The organism is Microbacterium sp. (assembly GCF_031178445.1).
Lineage (GTDB): Bacteria > Actinomycetota > Actinomycetes > Actinomycetales > Microbacteriaceae > Microbacterium.
This window is the reverse complement of sequence record NZ_JAPSIY010000008.1, coordinates 32,904-51,196: the sequence shown is the minus strand read 5'-3', so window position 1 is coordinate 51,196 and position 18,293 is coordinate 32,904. Positions and strand designations below refer to the sequence as shown.

19 protein-coding genes, 2 tRNA genes and 1 pseudogene are annotated in these 18,293 nt (G+C 68.2%); 10 read left to right on the top strand and 12 right to left on the bottom strand.

Annotated features, from left to right (window positions below):
- Nucleotides 1-91: 91 nt before the first annotated feature.
- Nucleotides 92-565, top strand: a complete 474-nt coding sequence (locus RIN43_RS12105) for an Lrp/AsnC family transcriptional regulator (protein WP_309129182.1) — start codon at nucleotides 92-94, stop codon at nucleotides 563-565.
- Here the strand turns inward: RIN43_RS12105 and RIN43_RS12100 are convergent.
- The gene (locus RIN43_RS12100; protein WP_309129181.1) at nucleotides 537-1,439 is read right to left on the bottom strand and encodes an alpha/beta hydrolase; all 903 of its coding nucleotides are present in this window, start codon (nucleotides 1,437-1,439) and stop codon (nucleotides 537-539) included. The genes RIN43_RS12105 and RIN43_RS12100 overlap by 29 nt on opposite strands.
- A gap of 77 nt (nucleotides 1,440-1,516) precedes the next feature.
- Here RIN43_RS12100 and RIN43_RS12095 point away from each other — a divergent pair, with 77 nt between their 5' ends.
- Complete coding sequence (locus RIN43_RS12095; RefSeq protein ID WP_309129180.1) at nucleotides 1,517-1,780, top strand: hypothetical protein; 264 nt, start codon at nucleotides 1,517-1,519, stop codon at nucleotides 1,778-1,780.
- Between the two features lie 6 nt (nucleotides 1,781-1,786).
- On the opposite strand, the gene RIN43_RS12090 is transcribed toward RIN43_RS12095, so the two are convergent.
- Nucleotides 1,787-1,861: transfer RNA gene (locus RIN43_RS12090), tRNA-Arg, on the bottom strand.
- A 47-nt stretch (nucleotides 1,862-1,908) separates the two neighbouring features.
- On the opposite strand from RIN43_RS12090, the gene orn reads away from it, so the two are divergent.
- The 6 genes and pseudogenes from orn to RIN43_RS12060 all read left to right on the top strand — a co-directional run bounded on the left by orn (nucleotide 1,909) and on the right by RIN43_RS12060 (nucleotide 4,396).
- Entirely contained in the window at nucleotides 1,909-2,535 is a 627-nt protein-coding gene (orn, locus tag RIN43_RS12085; RefSeq protein WP_309129179.1) for an oligoribonuclease, read from the top strand.
- A gap of 36 nt (nucleotides 2,536-2,571) precedes the next feature.
- Nucleotides 2,572-2,644 (top strand) — tRNA-His (locus tag RIN43_RS12080).
- Nucleotides 2,645-2,763: 119 nt separating this feature from the next.
- Nucleotides 2,764-3,156: pseudogene (locus tag RIN43_RS12075) on the top strand (GNAT family N-acetyltransferase); the annotation flags it as partial.
- Between the two features lie 120 nt (nucleotides 3,157-3,276).
- Nucleotides 3,277-3,621: a metallopeptidase family protein gene (locus RIN43_RS12070; protein ID WP_309129287.1), complete on the top strand. Its 345-nt coding sequence runs from the start codon at nucleotides 3,277-3,279 to the stop codon at nucleotides 3,619-3,621.
- Nucleotides 3,618-3,908: an ATP-dependent Clp protease adapter ClpS gene (clpS, locus tag RIN43_RS12065; protein WP_309129178.1), complete on the top strand. Its 291-nt coding sequence runs from the start codon at nucleotides 3,618-3,620 to the stop codon at nucleotides 3,906-3,908. Before RIN43_RS12070 ends, clpS begins: the two co-directional genes overlap by 4 nt.
- A complete protein-coding gene (locus RIN43_RS12060; RefSeq protein WP_309129177.1) occupies nucleotides 3,905-4,396 on the top strand; it encodes a DUF2017 family protein in 492 nt (163 codons plus the stop codon). Before clpS ends, RIN43_RS12060 begins: the two co-directional genes overlap by 4 nt.
- Here RIN43_RS12060 and RIN43_RS12055 read toward each other — a convergent pair.
- The 7 genes from RIN43_RS12055 to RIN43_RS12025 form a co-directional block, all read right to left on the bottom strand.
- Nucleotides 4,393-4,974, bottom strand: coding sequence for a hypothetical protein (locus RIN43_RS12055; protein ID WP_309129176.1), 582 nt, complete (start codon nucleotides 4,972-4,974; stop codon nucleotides 4,393-4,395). The two genes, RIN43_RS12060 and RIN43_RS12055, sit on opposite strands and share 4 nt — an antisense overlap.
- A complete protein-coding gene (locus RIN43_RS12050) occupies nucleotides 4,958-5,275 on the bottom strand; it encodes a hypothetical protein (protein ID WP_309129175.1) in 318 nt (105 codons plus the stop codon). The genes RIN43_RS12055 and RIN43_RS12050 overlap by 17 nt, the downstream gene beginning before the upstream one ends.
- A 9-nt stretch (nucleotides 5,276-5,284) precedes the next feature.
- Nucleotides 5,285-6,562 carry a DNA polymerase IV gene (gene dinB, locus RIN43_RS12045; RefSeq protein WP_309129174.1) on the bottom strand — a complete coding sequence of 426 codons (1,278 nt, stop codon included), beginning with the start codon at nucleotides 6,560-6,562 and terminating at the stop codon, nucleotides 5,285-5,287.
- A 78-nt stretch (nucleotides 6,563-6,640) separates the two neighbouring features.
- A complete protein-coding gene (gatB, locus tag RIN43_RS12040; RefSeq protein WP_309129173.1) occupies nucleotides 6,641-8,158 on the bottom strand; it encodes an Asp-tRNA(Asn)/Glu-tRNA(Gln) amidotransferase subunit GatB in 1,518 nt (505 codons plus the stop codon).
- The gene (gatA, locus tag RIN43_RS12035; protein WP_375163746.1) at nucleotides 8,158-9,654 is read right to left on the bottom strand and encodes an Asp-tRNA(Asn)/Glu-tRNA(Gln) amidotransferase subunit GatA; all 1,497 of its coding nucleotides are present in this window, start codon (nucleotides 9,652-9,654) and stop codon (nucleotides 8,158-8,160) included. The genes gatB and gatA overlap by 1 nt, the downstream gene beginning before the upstream one ends.
- 14 nt (nucleotides 9,655-9,668) lie before the next feature.
- Complete coding sequence (gene gatC, locus RIN43_RS12030; protein WP_309129171.1) at nucleotides 9,669-9,968, bottom strand: Asp-tRNA(Asn)/Glu-tRNA(Gln) amidotransferase subunit GatC; 300 nt, start codon at nucleotides 9,966-9,968, stop codon at nucleotides 9,669-9,671.
- Nucleotides 9,969-9,994: 26 nt separating this feature from the next.
- On the bottom strand, nucleotides 9,995-10,579 hold the full coding sequence (locus RIN43_RS12025; RefSeq protein ID WP_309129170.1) for a dihydrofolate reductase family protein: 585 nt from the start codon (nucleotides 10,577-10,579) through the stop codon (nucleotides 9,995-9,997).
- 75 nt (nucleotides 10,580-10,654) lie between these two features.
- On the opposite strand from RIN43_RS12025, the gene RIN43_RS12020 reads away from it, so the two are divergent.
- Both RIN43_RS12020 and RIN43_RS12015 read left to right on the top strand, forming a co-directional pair.
- Nucleotides 10,655-12,355: a long-chain-fatty-acid--CoA ligase gene (locus RIN43_RS12020; protein WP_309129169.1), complete on the top strand. Its 1,701-nt coding sequence runs from the start codon at nucleotides 10,655-10,657 to the stop codon at nucleotides 12,353-12,355.
- 41 nt (nucleotides 12,356-12,396) lie between these two features.
- Nucleotides 12,397-14,256, top strand: coding sequence for a DEAD/DEAH box helicase (locus RIN43_RS12015; protein WP_375163744.1), 1,860 nt, complete (start codon nucleotides 12,397-12,399; stop codon nucleotides 14,254-14,256).
- A gap of 50 nt (nucleotides 14,257-14,306) precedes the next feature.
- On the opposite strand, the gene RIN43_RS12010 is transcribed toward RIN43_RS12015, so the two are convergent.
- The 3 genes from RIN43_RS12010 to mnmA are packed head-to-tail and all read right to left on the bottom strand — an operon-like array spanning nucleotide 14,307 to nucleotide 18,252.
- Nucleotides 14,307-14,777, bottom strand: a complete 471-nt coding sequence (locus tag RIN43_RS12010; RefSeq protein WP_309129168.1) for a hypothetical protein — start codon at nucleotides 14,775-14,777, stop codon at nucleotides 14,307-14,309.
- Entirely contained in the window at nucleotides 14,774-17,104 is a 2,331-nt protein-coding gene (gene ligA, locus RIN43_RS12005) for an NAD-dependent DNA ligase LigA (RefSeq protein WP_309129167.1), read from the bottom strand. The genes RIN43_RS12010 and ligA overlap by 4 nt, the downstream gene beginning before the upstream one ends.
- Nucleotides 17,105-17,154: 50 nt before the next feature.
- Nucleotides 17,155-18,252 (bottom strand): tRNA 2-thiouridine(34) synthase MnmA, encoded by a 1,098-nt coding sequence (gene mnmA / locus RIN43_RS12000; RefSeq protein WP_309129166.1) that lies wholly within the window; start codon nucleotides 18,250-18,252, stop codon nucleotides 17,155-17,157.
- Nucleotides 18,253-18,293 lie beyond the last annotated feature (41 nt).

Sequence of the window (18,293 nt, the reverse complement as noted above, 5' to 3'; positions counted from 1 at the left end):
ACGTCGGCCTGACACCTCGCTCAAGCATCATCGGGATCGCTGAGCATGTTGCCCAGATGGACTCCATGCAGCCCTGCTAACGTGTGGCACTATGCCCACGCTGGACCGAATCGATCTCGAACTGCTCACCGCCCTGTCAGAGGATCCGCGCACGACGGTGGTCGCGCTGGCCGAGCGGTTGCGTCTCTCGCGCAACACGATCCAGGCGAGGATGTCCCGCCTGGAGCAGACCGGTGTCTTCCAGTCCTACGAGCGAGCGTTCTCCACCGAGGTTCTCGGCTTCCCGCTGCAGGCGTTCATCAGCATCGGCCTGCGACAGACCGAGCTGCCGCGCATCATCGCCGAGCTGGCGCGCGTTCCCGAGGTCGTGCAGGCGCACGGCCTGAGCGGCTCGATCGACCTGCTCGCTCGCGTGGCGTGCCGCGACGCTCGTCATCTCTTCGACACGGATGCCCGCATCCTGTCCATCGACGGGGTCGAGCGGACCGAGACGTCGCTGGCGATGGGCGAGGTGATCCCGTTCCGGGTCGCAGGGCTCATCGGTCTGGCGCGACGGGAAGCCTGAGGAACCGGCGGATCGCGCCGGCAGCCTCGGCCGGCGTCTCGTAGTGGATCAGGTGCCCGACGTCGGCGATCTCGACGAGCTCGGCCTCGGGGAACAGCCTCGCGAGGGCGCGCTCCGCTTCGATGGGAGTGATGTCGTCGCGCTGCGCCGCCACCAGCAGCGTCGGCACGCGAATATCCCCCGCGAACGCACGCACGTCGTGCGACACGCTCGTGACGAAGGCGTCGTGCAGCACGTCGCGATCGGCGAACCGCGAGAAGTACGTGTCGTGCTGGTCGTGGATGAAGCGCCGCAGCGCAGGGTCCCGGGTCTTGGCCATCGCGATGCTCATGACCCGCACGATGAGCGGATGCCGCAGCAGTGCGGTTCCGATCCGCTCGGGCAGGCGGGCTCCGAGCGTGTAGTAGAGCACGGCCAGGCGGGTGAGCACGCCCTTCGGTCCCTGCAGTGCCGGTGCGCCGATCGGATTGACGAGCACGAGCCGGGGTGTCTCGAGACCGGCCGCGACCGCGGCTGACGCCACGATCGACCCGAACGAGTGCCCGAGAACGGCCGCGCCGGGCGCGACCACCCGCACGAACTCCGTCAACCAGGCGGCGTACAGCTCGAGGTCATGCACGCGACCCGGCACAGGCGGCGTCTCGCCGAAGCCAGGCAGATCGGGTGAGATCACCCGTACGCCGGGAAGGTAGGCGATGACCGGCTCGAGACCGTGGTGCTCACCGCGGAAGCCGTGCACGGCGACGATCGTCGGTGCGTCATCGGTCGCAGGCCCATAGATCCAATACGCCGTGCTACCGCCGGCGACCCGCACTTCACGACGGACGACCGGGATCTCGCCGAGGCGGGCGGCGTACGGGGACGGTGCGGGCATGCCTCCGAGTCTACGGTCGGCCGACGGGCAGGCGATGTCGGTGGTCGTCCGTATCTTCGAAGCAGGAAGGAGCCACCATGCGCACACTGACCGAGACCCTCCCATCGATGCCGTGGTGCACGCCGGTGCTGCGGTCACGCGCCGAGCATCTCGATCGGGCCGGTGAACACCTCTGGCGCGTCATCGACTCGCACGGCAGCATCCGGGGCCATCTCCGTGTGATCGCCGACCCGCTGGGCATCCGGTACCGGGCCGAACGCCTGCACCTGCCTTCCGGCGCCTTCCGTCTGGTAGGCGAGTTCTGGGACGCCGATGACGCGGTGGCCGCACTGCGCCACTGATCCCCGTGGTGCCCCCTGCAGGATTCGAACCTGCGACCAACGGATTAGAAAGCCGATGCTCTTCCTCTGAGCTAAGGAGGCGACCCTTCAAGAATACCGCGAGCAGCCCCACCGATAGGATCGACCCCATGGTTTCCGCCTCTGAGAACGACCGGCTCGTCTGGATCGACTGCGAGATGACCGGCCTCGACCTCGCCGTCGATGAGCTCGTCGAGATCGCCGTCGTCATCACCGATTTCGAACTGCGCCCGATCGACCCCGGGTTCCAGATCGTCATCAAGCCCGGTGCGGAAGCCCTGGCGAACATGAACGAGTTCGTCACCCAGATGCACCGCACGTCAGGGCTGATCGAGGAGATCCCGCACGGAGTGTCCCTGGCAGACGCCGAAGCGCAGACTCTCGCCTACATCAAGCGGTTCGTTCCGCTCGAGCGCAAGGCGCCCCTGGCTGGCAACACGATCGGGACCGATCGCATGTTCCTCGCGAAGTACATGCCGTCGGTCGACCAGTATCTGCACTACCGCAACGTCGACGTCTCGAGCATCAAGGAACTCTCCCGTCGCTGGTACCCCCGGGTTTTCTTCCAGGCCCCCGCGAAGGACGGTGGGCACAGGGCTCTCGCCGACATCCTCGAGTCGATCCGGGAGCTGCGCTACTATCGCGAGGCCGTCTTCGTGAACGACCCCGGCCCCTCCTCAGATGAGGCACGCGACATCGCCGACCGCGTCGTGTCGGAGTTCACCGCGAACATGTAATACACTTGTGGGGTTGCCCGTTCCGGCGGGAACATGGTGGGTATAGCTCAGCTGGTAGAGCACCGCGTTGTGGTCGCGGGGGTCGCGGGTTCAAGCCCCGTTACTCACCCAGATAGAGGAGCCCGGTGGTCTGTGACCGCCGGGCTCCTCTGCCGTTCGGCGTCGCAGCCCGTTCCCCTGACGGCAGCAGCTCGCCCCGACCGCCACACGCATCGATAGCATCGATACATGCCCTCCCACGTCCGTCCCGCCAACGACACCGACCTGGATCTCCTCGCCGGCATCGAGGCCGCTGCGGACACGGTGTTCGGCCCGCTGTTCGGCACAGTCGACTGGGGATCAGCGCCCTCCGGCCGGGAGAGGCTGAACGATCCCGGGTTCATCCTCGTCGTCGCCGAATCCGATGCGGGCCCGGCGGTCGGATTCGCGCACGTCATCGAGCACGAGGCCACCGCGCATCTCGAGCAGCTCTCGGTGCGGCCCGAGCATGCAGGGCAGGGACACGGTCGTGCGCTGCTCGCCGCCTCGCTCGATGAAGCGGCGGATCGAGGCGCGACCAGGATGACGCTGCGCACCTACGCCGACGTGCCGTGGAACGGACCGTTCTACGCCTCAGCGGGGTTCAGAGAGAAGCCCGATCCCGATGACGATTTCCATCGATCGCTCCTGGCCGCTGAGATCCGACTGGACCTGTCGCGTCACGGCAGGCGGGTGCATATGGAGCGGGAGCTGCCCCGAGGGATGCAGATGGATGCGGAGGCATTCGAGGCCCTCGTGGTGGACGAACTGGACCGCCTGCCGGACGAGATGGTCGCGGGACTGGAGAACGTCGTCTTCGTGGTCGAGGACCGCCCGGAGAACGGCGAGGACCTCTTCGGACTCTACGAGGGCCTCGCACTCACCGAGCGCGGGCAGTACGGGATGGGCGAGCTGCCCGATCGCATCATCATCTACCGCCACGCGCATCTCGCAGCGAGCGAGAGCGAGGAGGAGCTGCGAGGCGAAGTGCACACGACCCTCGTGCATGAGATCGCGCACTTCTTCGGACTCGACGACGATCAGCTGCATGAGCTGGGGTGGGCATGAGCTCACCCGCATCCGTCCCCGCGCTGGACGAGCAGCTGACCGCTGCGCCGCTGCTGCCATGGCAGCTGGTCGTCTGGGATGACCCGGTCAATCTCATGAGCTACGTCGTGCGGGTGTTCCGCCGCTACTTCGGATACAGCGAGGAACACGCCACCAGACTCATGCTCTCCGTGCACAACGAGGGTCACGCGGTGGTCGCGACGGGCCCCCGCGAGACGATGGAGGCGCACGCGCAGGCGATGCACGACTACGGACTGTGGGCGACGGTCAGGAGTGCGGGCGAGTGAGCGCGCACGTCAGCATCCAGCTCGCAGCGATCGAGGTGACGAATCTGCTCTCTCTCGTCGACGAGCTCGTCACCGTCTTCGACGATCCGCGATCGGCGGCCGACCCTGGCATGGCGCGTCTCACGCCCGATGCGTACCCCGCAGACGAGGCGGCATCGAGGCAGTTCCGTCAGGCGACCAGGGACTCTCTGCTCGAACGGCGACGTGCCGACGCGATCACCGTCAGGGACACCCTCGAGCCGCTCGCTGACAGCGCACACCCTGTCGAGGTTGCACTGCGTGAGCAGCGGCTGGTGCTGACCCCGCAACAGTGCGATGCCTGGATGAGGACGCTGGCCGCCATGCGGCTCGTCGTGGCGCCGCGACTGGGGATCGTGGGATCCGACGATCACGATCCGGATGATCCGCGGTTCGCCGTCTACGACTGGCTCGGCTACCGTCTGGAACTGCTCGTGCGCGCTGCGGACGAGCACGATCTCCCCCGCTAGGGCACATCCACTCGCACGTCAGCGAGGCGCTCGGGCCGGTGCGCCCTGATGTGGGATTCCTCTTGGCTCGCCCACATGTCCCAGTGCGTGCGGAAGGCGTCGCCGTCGCGTTCCAGTGCGCGACGTCTGCGCGTCGCGGCCGGACCGTCGACCCATACGGTGACATCGGCAAGGCGTGCAGACGACGGTGTGAGGGCACCGCATCCTTCGACGATGAGGCCGAGAGCGGGGTCCACGGCGTGCGCCTCCGCCGCCTCGTGACGTTTCCAGTCCCACCGGTGCCACGTTCCGATCGAGCCCCTGGCGTGCGGGACGAGGATGCTCTCGCGCGCGATCTCAGCGCCTCGCTCCAATCCGTCCCACCCCGGGTAGATGGCATCGAGCGCCACGAGCTGCACGCGTCCGCTCAGGGGCCACGCATCGCGTAACCGGGAGGCGAGGCTGCTCTTTCCCGCACCGCTCCGGCCGTCGATCAACACGACAGGATTCGCCGCCGACATCGAGACGATCGCGGCGATGAGACGTTCGACGGCCGCGGTGAGGCGCTCGTCGAACGGATCGCTACTTCTTGAGTGCACGGATGATGCGCACCAGGGCGCGCCCGGTGACCCAGACGAAGGGCACGGCGACCGCCAGAAGGGTCACGAAGTTCGGTTCGAACCTCAGGCCCTCCTCTCGGCGGACATACACCCCGACGGGTATCGCGACGCCGCCGCCGCCCCCGCCGTCGCGTTCACCGTCGCTGCCCGCGCCGAAACCCGACCACGTGATGGCGACCGGCGTGATCCCGATGCCGTCGACGTCCAACGGTTCGCCATAGGCGCTCTTCACTCCGAATGCGGCGGATTGCTTTCCGAGTTCAACTGCGAGATTCGGCATGGTTCAACGCTACTCGACGACGGGTCCCTGGTTTCCCTCCGCGCCGGAGTTCGGTCGCTGCGGCGCACCCCGACCGTCGCCACGGCCGATGTGACGCGCGCGGGTGACCATCCCCACCCCGAAGCGAGCACGCGCGTCATCGAGGGTGCCCTCCAGCCGCCGCCGGTCGGCGTCATCGTCCCACAGGGCGAGAGCGCCGCTGCCCGCCTCCCGCAGCTTCTCGGCGCGCACACCGACGAGTCGCACGGGATCGCGGCGATCGAGCTGACCGAACAGCGTCAGCGCGGTGTCTCCGATGCGCTGCCCGACATCCGTGGGCTCTGTGAGTGAGAGCGTGCGGCTCAGCGTGGTGAAATCGGCGAACCTGATCTTGATCGAGACCGCCCCCGCCTGCCAGCCGGACGATCGCAACCGCACGCCGACACGATCAGCGAGCCTGAGCAGCTCCGAGCGCAGCAGCTCGAGGTCGCCGATATCGCGATCGAACGTCTCCTCGTGTCCGATGCTCTTCTCCGCGCGGTGCGTCTCGACCGCACGGGCGTCCTGCCCGCGAGCCAGCTGCTGCAGCCGGGACGCCAAGGCCGCCCCCACCGCCCGCTCCAGCGCTTCCGGGGGTGATTCCCGCAGATCCTTGACGAGCCGAATACCGCGCCTCTGCAGAGCCTCGGCCGCTTTCGGCCCCACTCCCCACATCGCACTCACCGGTCGGGGATCGAGGAACTCCCTCGTCCGAGCAGCGGGGACGATGAGCATGCCATCCGGCTTGGAGATCGTCGAGGCCATCTTCGCGACGTGCTTCGTCGCTGCGACGCCCACGCTGCACGTGATCCCGACCTCGTCGCGAACACGGCGCCTGAGCAGGACCGCGATCTCTCCCGGACTACCCCACAGACGGCGCACTCCCCGCACATCGAGGAAGGCCTCGTCGATCGAGAGCGGCTCGACGAGCGGCGTGATGCTCTCGAAGATGGTCATCACCTGCTGCGAGACCGCCTGGTACCGCCGGAAGTCGGGCGGCACGACGCGGGCGGTCGGGCACAGGCGCAGGGCCTGCGACACGGGCATGGCGCTGCGTACCCCGAAGCGACGCGCCTCGTACGACGCGCTGGAGACGACGGAACGCCCGTCCGGTGCGCCGATGATCAGTGGCAGGCCGCGTAGGGAGGGATCGTGCAGCACCTCGACCGACGCGTAGAACGCGTCCATGTCCACATGCAGGATGCCGGTGCCGCTGTCATCGGCCCCTTCGGGCGAGACCATCCGCCCCGATCCGTCACCGCGTCCCATGCGCCCATTCTCCCTGCGGGCACGGACACTGCTCCGTCGGCTCCCCCGCGAACGCCGGAGCCGACGGAGTACAACGTGTCACGACTGCGCGGCGCGCTCCAGAACCAGCTCGCGGACGCGCGCGGCATCCGCCTGGCCCTTCATCGCCTTCATGACGGCGCCGATGATCGCCCCGGCGGCCTGCACCTTGCCGTCCTTGATCTTCGCGAGCACGTCGGGCTGAGAGGTCAGCGCCTCGTCGATCGCGGCGATCAGCGCTCCGTCATCCGAGACCACCGCGAGTCCCCGAGCATCCACGACCTGCTGCGGTGTGCCCTCACCCGCGATGACACCCTCCAGCACCTGGCGTGCGAGCTTGTCGTTGAGCGTGCCCTCGTCCACCAGCTTCTGCACGGCGGCGACATCGGCGGGGGCGACGAGTGCGGTGACCTCTCGCTCCTGAGTGTTCGCGATGCGTGCGATCTCACCGGTCCACCACTTCCTCGCCGCACCGGGGGTGGTGCCGGCGGCGATGGTCGCCTCGACCACATCGACCAGCCCGCTGTTGCGCACGTCCTGGTATTCGAGATCGGTGAAGCCCCACTCGGCCTTCAGCCGGCGGCGGCGGGCGACGGGCTGTTCGGGAAGCGCCGCACGGAGCTCCTCGACCAGCTCGCGCGGCGGGCGCACTGGCAGCAGATCCGGCTCCGGGAAGTAGCGGTAGTCGTCGGCATCCGACTTCGGGCGACCTGGTGACGTCGTGCCGGTGTCCTCGTGCCAGTGACGGGTCTCCTGGATGATCGTGCCGCCGTCGGCGAGGATCTGCGCCTGACGCTGGATCTCGTAGCGGACCGCACGCTCCACCGAGCGCATCGAGTTGACGTTCTTCGTCTCGGTCCTGGTGCCGAGCTTCTCCTGGCCGCGGGGACGCAGCGACACGTTGGCGTCGCAGCGCAGGTTGCCGCGCTCCATCCGCGCCTCCGAGATGCCCAGCCCGCGGACGATGTCGCGGATCGCTGCGATATACGCCTTGGCGATCTCGGGAGCACGGTGCTCCGCGCCGAAGATCGGCTTGGTGACGATCTCGACAAGAGGCACACCGGCGCGGTTGTAGTCGACCAGTGAGTACTCCGCGCCCTGGATGCGGCCGGTGGCGCCGCCCATGTGCGTGAGCTTGCCGGCGTCCTCCTCCATGTGGGCCCGCTCGATCGGGATCGTCACGAGCGTGCCGTCCTCGAGCTCGACCTCGACCGAGCCTTCGAAGGCGATCGGTTCGTCGTACTGCGAGATCTGGTAGTTCTTGCCGAGATCGGGGTAGAAGTAGTTCTTGCGGGCGAACCGGCTGGACTCCGCGATCGAGCAGCCGAGTGCCAGGCCCAGGCTGATCGACGATCGAACGGCCGTGGCGTTGACCACGGGCAGCGAACCGGGAAGCCCCAGATCGACCGGGGCGATGAGCGTGTTCGGCTCGGCGCCGTGATACTCGTCGTTGGCCGGGTTCGGCGCGTCGGAGAACATCTTCGTACGCGTGTTGAGCTCGACGTGCACCTCGAAGCCGAGCACCGGCTCGAACAGCTCGAGCGCCTTGTCGTAATCCATCAGCTTGGCGGCGGCCATCAGCGCGTCCCTCCCAGGATCGGTGCCTTGTCGAGCAGGGGCGCACCCCATGAATCCAGCAGCACGGCTTCCAGGGCCGCGCCGACCTTGTACAGACGCGCGTCCTGGCGGGCGGGAGCGAGGAACTGGATGCCGACGGGCAGACCGTCCTCTTCGGCCAGGCCGGAGGGGATCGAGATCCCAGGCACTCCGGCGAGGTTCGCGGGGATGGTCGTCAGGTCGTTCAGGTACATCTGCAGCGGATCGTCGATCTTCTCGCCGATCCGGAACGCCGTCGTCGGAGCCGACGGGGTTGCGATCACGTCGACCTGTGCGAAGGCCTCGTCGAAGTCGCGCTGGATCAGCGTGCGAACCTTCTGCGCGCTGCCGTAGTACGCGTCGTAGTAACCGGCCGACAGCGCGTAGGTGCCGAGGATGATGCGCCTCTTGACTTCGGGGCCGAAACCCGCCTCACGGGTCGCCGACATCACGTCCTCGACCGTGGGATTCCCACCAGGAGTCACGCGCAGGCCGAAGCGGACCGAGTCGAACTTCGCCAGGTTGCTCGATGCCTCGGCCGGCAGGATCAGGTAGTAGGCCGCCACGCCGTACTCGAAGTGCGGTGCCGAGATCTCGACGATCTCAGCGCCCTGCGCCTCCATGAGGCGGAGCGCGTCATGGAAGGAAGCGGCGACACCGCTCTGGAAGCCCGAGTCGGGGAGTTCTCTGATGACGCCGACCTTGAGGCCCTTGAGCACCTGACCGGCGGATCCCTCGCGCGCTGCCTCGGCGAAGGACGGCCACTGCTCCTCGAGCGACGTGGAGTCCTTGGGGTCGTGCCCGCCGATGACGTCGTGCAGCAGCCCTGCGTCGAGCACGGTGCGCGTGACTGGCCCGACCTGGTCGAGGCTGGACGCAAGCGCGATCGCGCCGTACCGGCTCACACCGCCGTAGGTCGGCTTGATGCCGACCGTCCCGGTGACGTGGGCGGGCTGGCGGATCGACCCGCCGGTGTCGGAGCCGAGCGCGAGCGGAGCCTCGAAGGCCGCGACGGCTGCCGCCGATCCGCCGCCGGAGCCGCCGGGGATGCGGTCGAGGTCCCACGGGTTGCGGGTGGGCCCGTACGCCGAGTGCTCGGTTGAGGAGCCCATCGCGAACTCGTCCATGTTGGTCTTGCCGAGCGGGATCAGGCCGGCGGCGCGCGATCGGGCGACGACGGTCGCATCGAACGGCGACATGTAGCCTTCGAGGATCTTCGAACCGCTCGTCGAAGGCTGATCGGTCGTGACGAGCACGTCCTTGACGGCGAGGGGCACACCCGCGATCGCGCCGAGCTGTTCGCCCGCGGCGCGGCGGGAGTCGATGTCGGCGGCGGCTGCGAGAGCGTGCTCGCTGACGTGCAGGAACGCGTGCACGTCGGCGTCGACGGCGGCGATGCGGTCGAGATGGGCCTGGGTGGCCTCGACGCTGGAGAGTTCCCCCGCGCTCAGCCTCTCTCCCAGCTCCGCCGCGGTCATCCGGATGATGTCCCTCACTGCTCTTCTCCCAGGATCGCGGTGACGCGGAAGCGGCCGTCGGCGGCATCCGGTGCATTCTGCAGTGTCTGCTCGGGTGAGAGGGTCTGCCCCACCTCGTCCGGGCGGAAGACGTTGGCCAGCGCGATGGGGTGGCTGGTGGCCGGCACCTCGGGGGTGGCCACCTCCGACACCTTGGCGATGTTGTCGACGATGACGTCGAGCTGACCCGTCAGCTGCGTCACCTCGTCGTCGGTGAGCTTGATGCGCGCGAGCACGCCGAGATGGCGCACGAGATCAGGGGTGATTTCAGACACCACCACAGTCTATGAGAGGGGCGAGATCACTCGCGCGCGGCCCGCCCGCCGACGAGGTACTCGAGGGTGACGATCCCTGTGGATCCGATGTCGGTGAGCACCAGCTGCATCGGAACGTGAGGGATGTCATCGGGTGCGAACGATCGCCCGCGCCCGAGAACGACCGGCAGCACGCGCAGACGCAGGATGTCGACCTGGCCGACGCGGAACAGCGCATCAGTGAGATCGAGGCTGCCCCACACGATGATCGATCCGTATCGCTCACGGAGGTCGGCGGCGGCCGCTTCAGCCGACCCGCGGAGAATCTGCACCTCGCCGTCGCCCCAGGGAGCGTGTTCGAGCGTCGAGGACAGCACGTGCTTCGGGATGCGGTTCATCGGCCCCGACACCGGTTCCTGGTCCACCGTGCGCGAGGGCCAGTAGTCGCGGAACATCTCGTACGTCCGACGTCCGAACAGGATCGCGTCCATCGCCTCGATGCGTCTCAGCTGCTCGGTATCGGCATCCGACTCGTCGCCGAAGTCGACGTCCCAGAAGAAGCCGATCCCCCCTTCGGAGTCGGCCGCGAACCCGTCGGCGGAGATGTTCTGCTCCACGATGATGACGCCCATGTCGACCTCCCGTCCGGCTGAACCTAGCAGGGGCCCGCACCGGGCGTAAGAGCGATCGCGCGTAGGCTGTGAGCCGTGACAGAGTTCGTTCCTCCTCGCCCGTGGACCTCCAGCTACGCGGAGGGCGTCCCCGAGGATCTCTCCCCCGTCTCGGGCTCGCTCGTCGATATCGTGGCGGCCTCGGCCCGTGACTACCCGGATGCTGTGGCGCTGCAGTTCTTCGGTCGCGAGACGTCCTACCGCGAACTGCAGGACGCCATCGACCGTGCCGCGGCAGGACTGAGGGAACTCGGAGTGAAGGCCGGCGATCCGGTCGCGATCGTGCTGCCGAACTGTCCGCAGCACATCATCGCCTTCTACGCCGTCCTGCGTCTGGGCGCCGTCGTGGTCGAGCACAATCCGCTGTACACGCCTCGCGAGCTGCGCAAGCAGTTCGAGGACCACGGCGCGAAGCATGCGATCGTGTGGACCAAGGTGGTCGAGACGGTGCAGGAGTTCCCCGCCGACCTCACCGTGACCAGCCTGATCTCCGTGGACGTCACGCAGGCCATGCCGTTTCACACCCGTCTGGCGCTGAAGCTGCCGATCGCGAAGGCGCGCGACGCGCGTGAGGCGCTCACAGCCCGGGTGCGTGGTGCGATCTCCTGGAGCGCGGTCGTCGGCTCCTCTCCGCTTTCCCCGTCGCACCCGCGACCGGAGACCGACGATCTTGCGATCATCCAGTACACCTCGGGCACGACGGGCACGCCTAAGGGGGCCGCGCTCACGCACCGCAACCTGCTCGCGAACGCCGCCCAGGCCAGGGCGTGGGTCCCGTCCATAACCCGCGGTGACGGCTGCGTCGTCTATGCCGTCCTGCCGATGTTCCACGCCTACGGCCTCACGCTCTGCCTCACCTTCGCGATGTCGATGGGTGCGCGTCTCGTGCTCTTCCCGAAGTTCGATCCCGATCTCGTGCTCGAAGTGACGAAGAAGCACCCGGCGACGTTCCTGCCCCTCGTGCCGCCGATCGCCGAGCGGCTGCTGGCCGCTTCGAAGGCGAAGGGTGTACCGCTCCGCGGCACGAAGGTGGCCATCTCAGGCGCCATGGCCCTCTCTCACGACCTCGTCATGCCCTTCGAGGACGCCTCCGGCGGATTCCTCGTCGAGGGATACGGGCTGAGCGAGTGCTCCCCCGTGCTAATGGCGAACCCGGTCGCCGAGCACCGCGTCGCAGGCACGGTCGGCCTTCCTCTTCCCGGCACGGAATGCCGCGTCGTCGACCCGGAGAATCCGACGACGGATGTCCCCGCCGGATCACCGGGTGAGCTGATCGTGCGCGGGCCGCAGGTCTTCTCCGGCTACTACGGCAAGCCCGAGGAGACGGATGCCGTCTTCGTCGACGGCTGGTTCCGAACCGGAGACATCGTGACGATCGACGAGGCAGGATTCGTCCGCATCGTCGACCGCATCAAGGAACTCATCATCACGGGCGGCTTCAACGTCGCGCCCACGGAGGTCGAGGGTGCCCTGCGACAGCATCCCGACGTCGCGGACGCTGCGGTCGTCGGTCTGCCCAGCGAGCATTCCGGCGAGGAGGTCGTCGCCGCGGTCGTCGTGGACGGCGATCGCGAGGTCGATGTGGAGGCGATCAGGGAGTACGCTCGCGGCATCCTGACGCCGTACAAGGTGCCGCGTCGAGTGTTCGTCGTGGATGAGCTGCCCAAGTCGCTGATCGGCAAGGTGCTGCGCCGGCAGGTGAAGGAGAAGCTCCTCGCACTGACGTCGGGCTCCTGAGCGCCCGGCGTCCGTACAGGCGCAGGCACTATCGTGGGCTGGTGACTGCTGACGATATCGCCGCTGCCGAGCCCGACCACTCCCCCTCGACTGAGAGCGCTGAGGAGAACGCGAAGCCCGGCTTCGAGGAGCTCGGCATCACCGGGCCGGTGCTCAAGGCGATCCGCGATCTGGGCTACGAGTCGCCTTCGCCGATCCAGTCGGCCACCATCCCCACTCTGCTTCAGGGGCGCGATGTGGTCGGCATGGCGCAGACCGGCACCGGTAAGACGGCCGCTTTCGCCCTGCCCGTGCTCGAGCGTCTTGACGTGTCGCAGAAGACGCCGCAGGCTCTGGTGCTCGCCCCGACCCGCGAGCTCGCCCTGCAGGTGTGCGAGGCGTTCGAGTCCTACGCCTCGCGGATGAAGGGCGTACACGTGCTGCCGGTCTACGGCGGACAGGGCTATGGAGTGCAGCTGTCCGCGCTGCGTCGTGGTGTGCACATCGTCGTGGGCACGCCAGGCCGCATCATGGATCACCTCGCGAAGGGCACGCTCGACCTCTCCGAGCTCACCTACCTGGTGCTCGACGAGGCCGACGAGATGCTGAAGATGGGCTTCGCCGAGGACGTCGAGCAGATTCTCGCGCAGACGCCGGAGGAGAAGCAGGTCGCGCTGTTCTCGGCGACGATGCCCGCGACGATCCGTCGGCTCGCACAGCAGTACCTGCGGGATCCGGAGGAGATCACCGTCAAGTCGAAGACGGCGACGAACACCAACATCACCCAGCGGTATCTCGTCGTCTCCTACGCGCAGAAGGTCGACGCGCTGACCCGCATCCTCGAAGTCGAGAACTTCGACGGGATGATCGTGTTCGTCAGGACGAAGAACGAGACCGAGGCGCTGGCCGAGAAGCTCCGCGCCCGCGGCTACTCCGCGGCCGCGATCAACGGCGATGTGCCCCAGGTGCAGCGCGAGCGCAGCGTGAATCAGCTCAAGGACGGCAAACTCGACATCCTCGTCGCCACCGACGTCGCCGCGCGCGGACTGGACGTGGAACGCATCAGCCATGTCGTGAACTTCGACATCCCGACCGACACCGAGTCCTACGTGCACCGCATCGGCCGCACCGGCCGCGCGGGCCGCACGGGCGATGCGATCAGCTTCATCACCCCGCGGGAGCGGTACCTGCTGAAGCACATCGAGAAGGCGACGCGCCAGCAGCCGGCTCAGATGCAGCTTCCGACCACGGAGGACGTGAACACCACGCGCCTCGCGCGCTTCGATGACGCGATCACGTCGGCGTTGCAGGAGACCGGTCGCATCGAGGCGTTCCGCGACATCATCGCCCATTACGTGCGCAACAACGACGTACCGGAGGCCGATGTCGCTGCAGCGCTGGCCGTGGTGGCGCAGGGCGAGACACCGCTGCTCCTCGATCCCGAGCGCGACGAGCTCTCGCGCGCAGTGGAGAGGGACAACCGTCCGCCGCGTGAGCGTCAGGAACGTCCTGACCGCGCACCGCGTGAGCGCAGGGGGCGCGGCGACTACACCTCCTACCGTATCGAGGTGGGGCGCCGTCATCGTGTGGAACCCCGCCAGATCGTCGGTGCTCTCGCGAACGAAGGCGGACTCGGGCGCGACGACTTCGGTGCGATCGCGATCAAGCCCGACTTCTCGATCGTGGAGCTGCCCGTCAATCTGGATCCCGGCGTGCTCGACCGACTGCGCGACACGCGCATCTCAGGGCGCCTGATCGAGATCAAACCCGATCGTGGTCCTGCCGGCCGGCGCGCACCGCGTGAAGGCGGCGGCTACGAGCGCAGAGAGCGCCCGTCGTACGGCCCGCGTGATGACCGCGGCTCGCGCGGCGCTGATCGCGGTGAGGACAGGCCGTTCCGCAAGCCCCGGCACAAAGGCTGACTCGCGGCTCCGTCCCGGTCCGCTCCGGCAAGCCCGCCCTCCGGCCGCCTTCAGAGCCGGCCGGTGCGTGCCAGTCGCGCCGCGAGCTCGACCAGCGACTCGGGTCGGCTGAGCAGCGAACGCTGCTGCGGGTTCACGAGCAGGTGGTCGAGCAGTCGTTGCGCGCCCGTCACGGTGCGCAACCAATAGCCGCCCACATGGTGACGGCTGAGCGGGAGGCGCCGCGGCTCGCCGTCGACGACCACATCGGTGGCGCCGTCGTCCGGGTCGATGCCGAGGTTCTCCCCGGTCACTGCGGTGAGGATGCTCAGCGCGACGGTGCCGAGCATCCCTGGGTATCTGAATCGAGTCGTGGGAACGTCGACGTGGAGCAGTGAGATCTGCTCCCACGCGAAGCGATCCCGGTGCTCTGCGCCTTCGCGATGGGCGACCGCATCCGCCGTGAGCCGCAGATGCCAGCGACCGGGATCTCCGACCGCAAGGGCGCCGGGGAGTGCGATCAGCGGACCGTACCGCCTCACGACTCGCTGCCGGAGTCCAGCGCGTCTGGCCCCTCGGTGACGAGGATGTGGAACTGCGCGGCATCGAGGATGCGGATGCCGAGGTCTTCGGCTTTGGCCAGTTTGGATCCTGCGCCAGGTCCGGCCGCAACGAAGTCGGTCTTCTTCGAGACACTCGAAGCGGCCTTGCCGCCGGCCTTGATGATCGCCTCCTGCGCGCCTTCTCTGGTGTACCCCTCCAGGCTTCCGGTCGCCACGACCGTGAGCCCCTCGAGCACACCGCCTTCCGCGATCGCGGCGCCTGGGCCGGGATGTCCTGGTGTCGCCCACTGCACTCCGGCGGCCGCCCACTGACGCACGATGTCCTGGTGCCACTCCGCCTGGAACCAGTCGAGAAGCGAGTCGGCGATGATCCCTCCCACGCCCTCCACAGCTGCCAGCTCATCGCGGCCGGCGGCGCGGATCGCGTCCAGAGACCCGAACCACTGTGCCAGCGCTCGCGCAGCGACAGGACCGACGTGACGGATGTTCAGCGAGACGAGAAGCCGCCACAGCTCCTTGGTCTTCGCCTTCTCGAGCTCGGCGAGCAGCTTGACCGCCTGCGAAGACGGCTGAGGACCGGTGTCGCCCGCCTTCCTCTCCGCCGCCGTCGGATTGCGACGGAACGGGGCGCGGGTCTTCACCACGCCGTCGTCATCCTCCTTGGGGAGCCCCGTCTCCGCGTCCCGAACGACGACTTCGATGGGTACGATCTGCTCGAGAGTCAGGGTGAACAGTCCCGCCTCCGTCTCGAGCGGCGGCACGGCCGGGTGGCTGGGCTGGGTGAGTGCGGCTGCGGTGACCTCGCCGAGCGCCTCGATGTCGAGCGCACCGCGCGACCCGATGTGCTCCACACGACCACGCACCTGCGCAGGACAGGAGCGCGAGTTCGGGCAGCGCAGGTCGATGTCGCCCTCCTTCATGGGGCGCAGCGGGGTGTCGCACTCAGGACACAGCTCCGGCATCACGAACTCGCGTTCGGTGCCGTCCCGGCGCTCGACGACAGGACCGAGCACCTCGGGGATGACGTCACCGGCCTTGCGCAGCACCACGGTGTCGCCGATCAGCACGCCTTTCGCCTTGACGACGTCCTTGTTGTGCAGAGTCGCCTGGCGCACGACGGAGCCGGCGACGTGGGCAGGCGCCATGACCGCGTAGGGTGTGGCCCGACCCGTGCGCCCCACCGACACGACGATGTCGAGAAGCTTCGTCTGGACTTCCTCCGGAGGGTACTTGTAGGCGATCGCCCACCGCGGGGCCCGGCTGGTGGCGCCGAGCTCGTCGTGCAGTGCCAGCTCGTCGACCTTGACGACGATGCCGTCGAGCTCGTGTTCGATGTCGTGCCGGTGCTCGCCGTAGTGCTCCACGAAGGCGACGACCTCGTCGACGCCGTGGCAGACCCTCGTGTGCGGGCTGGTCGGCAGCCCCCACTCGCTCAGCAGCTCGTAAACCTCGCTCTGCGCAGCGACCGGCGGGTTCTTCCAGGCGCCGATCCCATGCACATACAGCGAGAGCGAGTTCACCCGAAGCAGGCCTGCCTCGTGCTCGAGGCCCGCCTTCTTGTCGAGCTGCTGGCGGAGCCCTCCGCTGGCGGCATTGCGCGGGTTCGCGAACGCGGGGAAGCGCCGCGCCGCCGCGGCTTTCGCCTTCTCCTCGTCGAAGGGCCGCTTCGCTCCGGTGCGCGCCTCCCACCGAGCGAGCGCATCGGCGTAGGCGCGATCGCGGAACTCCGCCTGGGCTGCGTTGAGTCTCTCGAACGCGGCGACCGGGATGAAGACCTCGCCGCGGACCTCCACGATGCGGGGATGGCCCTCCCCGCTCAGCCGTTGCGGGATGTCGGCGAGCCGCAGTGCGTTCTCGGTGACGATCTCGCCGACGCGCCCGTCGCCGCGGGTCGCGGCCGATGTGAGCATGCCGTTCTCATAGCGCAGATTGATGGCCAATCCGTCGATCTTCAGCTCGGTGAGCCACGCCACGTCGCGACCGGCAGCGGCGCGGGTCTTCGCCGCCCAATCGCGCAGCTCGTCGACGGAGAAGACGTTGTCGAGGCTCAGCATCCGCTCTGCGTGTTCGATCGTGGCGAGTGCAGTGGCGTCCGCCGCGCCGACCATCTGCGTCGGCGAGTCCTGACCCTGCAGCTCGGGGTGCAGCCGCTCCAGCTCCTCGAGCCGGCGCATCCAGCCGTCGTAGGTGGCATCGTCCACGAGCGACGTGTCGCGCCCGTAATACGCGTCCTTCGCCTCGAGGATGCGCGTGGTCAGCTCATCGGCCTCGATGCGGGCGTCTTCCAGCGAGATGTTCTCCGGCACCCCGCAAGTCTATGAGCGGGAGCCGACATCGCGAGGCGGACTCGGGCGTCTCAGGCCCCGACGGGGACGGCCGATACCGTGGTGTCGATGGTGAACTGACCCAGCACTCGCGTGCCGATGTACAGGACAGCGCTCTGTCCCGGGGCGACACCGTCGAGGGGTGCATCCGGAACGGCGCGCACGAATCCGTCGGACACGAAGGCGCGAGCAGGCACCGGCTCGGCGTGCGCGCGGATCTGCACCTCGCAGTCGAATTCGGCGTCGGTCGGTGCGGCACCAGCCCACGAGTACCGCGCCCCGGAGATCTCCGCGATTGCGAGCGCTTCCTTCGGCCCCACGACGACCGTGTTGGTCACCGGTCGCACCTCGAGCACGAACCGCGGCTTGCCGTCCGGCGCTGGCACGCCCAGGCGCAGGCCGCGACGCTGGCCGACCGTGAACGCGTGGGCACCGTCGTGCGAGCCCACCACGGCACCCGTGCGATCCACGATCTCGCCCTGCTCGGAGCCCACCTTCTCAGCCAGCCAGCCGCGGGTGTCCCCGTCGGGGATGAAGCAGATGTCGTGGCTGTCGGGCTTCTGCGCGACGCTCAGACCACGCTGTTCGGCTTCAGCGCGCACGAGCGCCTTGGAGGGCGTCGAGCCCAGCGGGAAGTACGTGTGAGCCAACTGCTCAGCGTTCAGCACGCCCAGAACATAGGACTGGTCCTTCGCCGCGTCGGACGCGCGGTGCAGCTCGAGCCCGCCCTCACCGTCGACGAGAGTCGCGTAATGTCCGGTGCACACGGCATCGAAGCCGAGCTCTATCGCCCTCTCCAGCAGCGCGGCGAACTTGATCTTCTCGTTGCAACGCAGGCACGGGTTCGGCGTACGGCCGGCCTTGTACTCGGAGATGAAGTCATCGATCACATCGTCGCGGAACCGCTCGCTGAAGTCCCACACGTAGAACGGGATGCCGAGCAGGTCGGCCGCGCGACGGGCGTCCAGCGCGTCCTCGATGGTGCAGCAGCCCCGGCTGCCCGTGCGCAGCGTGCCGCCTGCGCGCGACAGAGCGAGATGCACCCCGACGACATCGTGACCGGCCTCGACGGCGCGCGCGGCAGCCACAGCGGAGTCCACTCCCCCGCTCATCGCCGCCAGAACACGCATGAGTCCAGTCTACGAGCGCAAGGCTGACCGCGGGCCGGATG

Bases quoted from the DNA above. Each gene is read 5' to 3' on its own strand.
- RIN43_RS12105 (WP_309129182.1), top strand. From the start codon at position 92: ATGCCCACGCTGGACCGAATCGATCTCGAACTGCTCACCGCCCTGTCA.
- RIN43_RS12100 (WP_309129181.1), bottom strand. From the start codon at position 1,439: ATGCCCGCACCGTCCCCGTACGCCGCCCGCCTCGGCGAGATCCCGGTC.
- RIN43_RS12095 (WP_309129180.1), top strand. From the start codon at position 1,517: ATGCGCACACTGACCGAGACCCTCCCATCGATGCCGTGGTGCACGCCG.
- orn (WP_309129179.1), top strand. From the start codon at position 1,909: ATGGTTTCCGCCTCTGAGAACGACCGGCTCGTCTGGATCGACTGCGAG.
- RIN43_RS12070 (WP_309129287.1), top strand. From the start codon at position 3,277: ATGCAGATGGATGCGGAGGCATTCGAGGCCCTCGTGGTGGACGAACTG.
- clpS (WP_309129178.1), top strand. From the start codon at position 3,618: ATGAGCTCACCCGCATCCGTCCCCGCGCTGGACGAGCAGCTGACCGCT.
- RIN43_RS12050 (WP_309129175.1), bottom strand. From the start codon at position 5,275: ATGCCGAATCTCGCAGTTGAACTCGGAAAGCAATCCGCCGCATTCGGA.
- dinB (WP_309129174.1), bottom strand. From the start codon at position 6,562: ATGGGACGCGGTGACGGATCGGGGCGGATGGTCTCGCCCGAAGGGGCC.
- gatB (WP_309129173.1), bottom strand. From the start codon at position 8,158: ATGGCCGCCGCCAAGCTGATGGATTACGACAAGGCGCTCGAGCTGTTC.
- gatA (WP_375163746.1), bottom strand. From the start codon at position 9,654: ATGACCGCGGCGGAGCTGGGAGAGAGGCTGAGCGCGGGGGAACTCTCC.
- RIN43_RS12025 (WP_309129170.1), bottom strand. From the start codon at position 10,579: ATGGGCGTCATCATCGTGGAGCAGAACATCTCCGCCGACGGGTTCGCG.
- mnmA (WP_309129166.1), bottom strand. From the start codon at position 18,252: ATGCGTGTTCTGGCGGCGATGAGCGGGGGAGTGGACTCCGCTGTGGCT.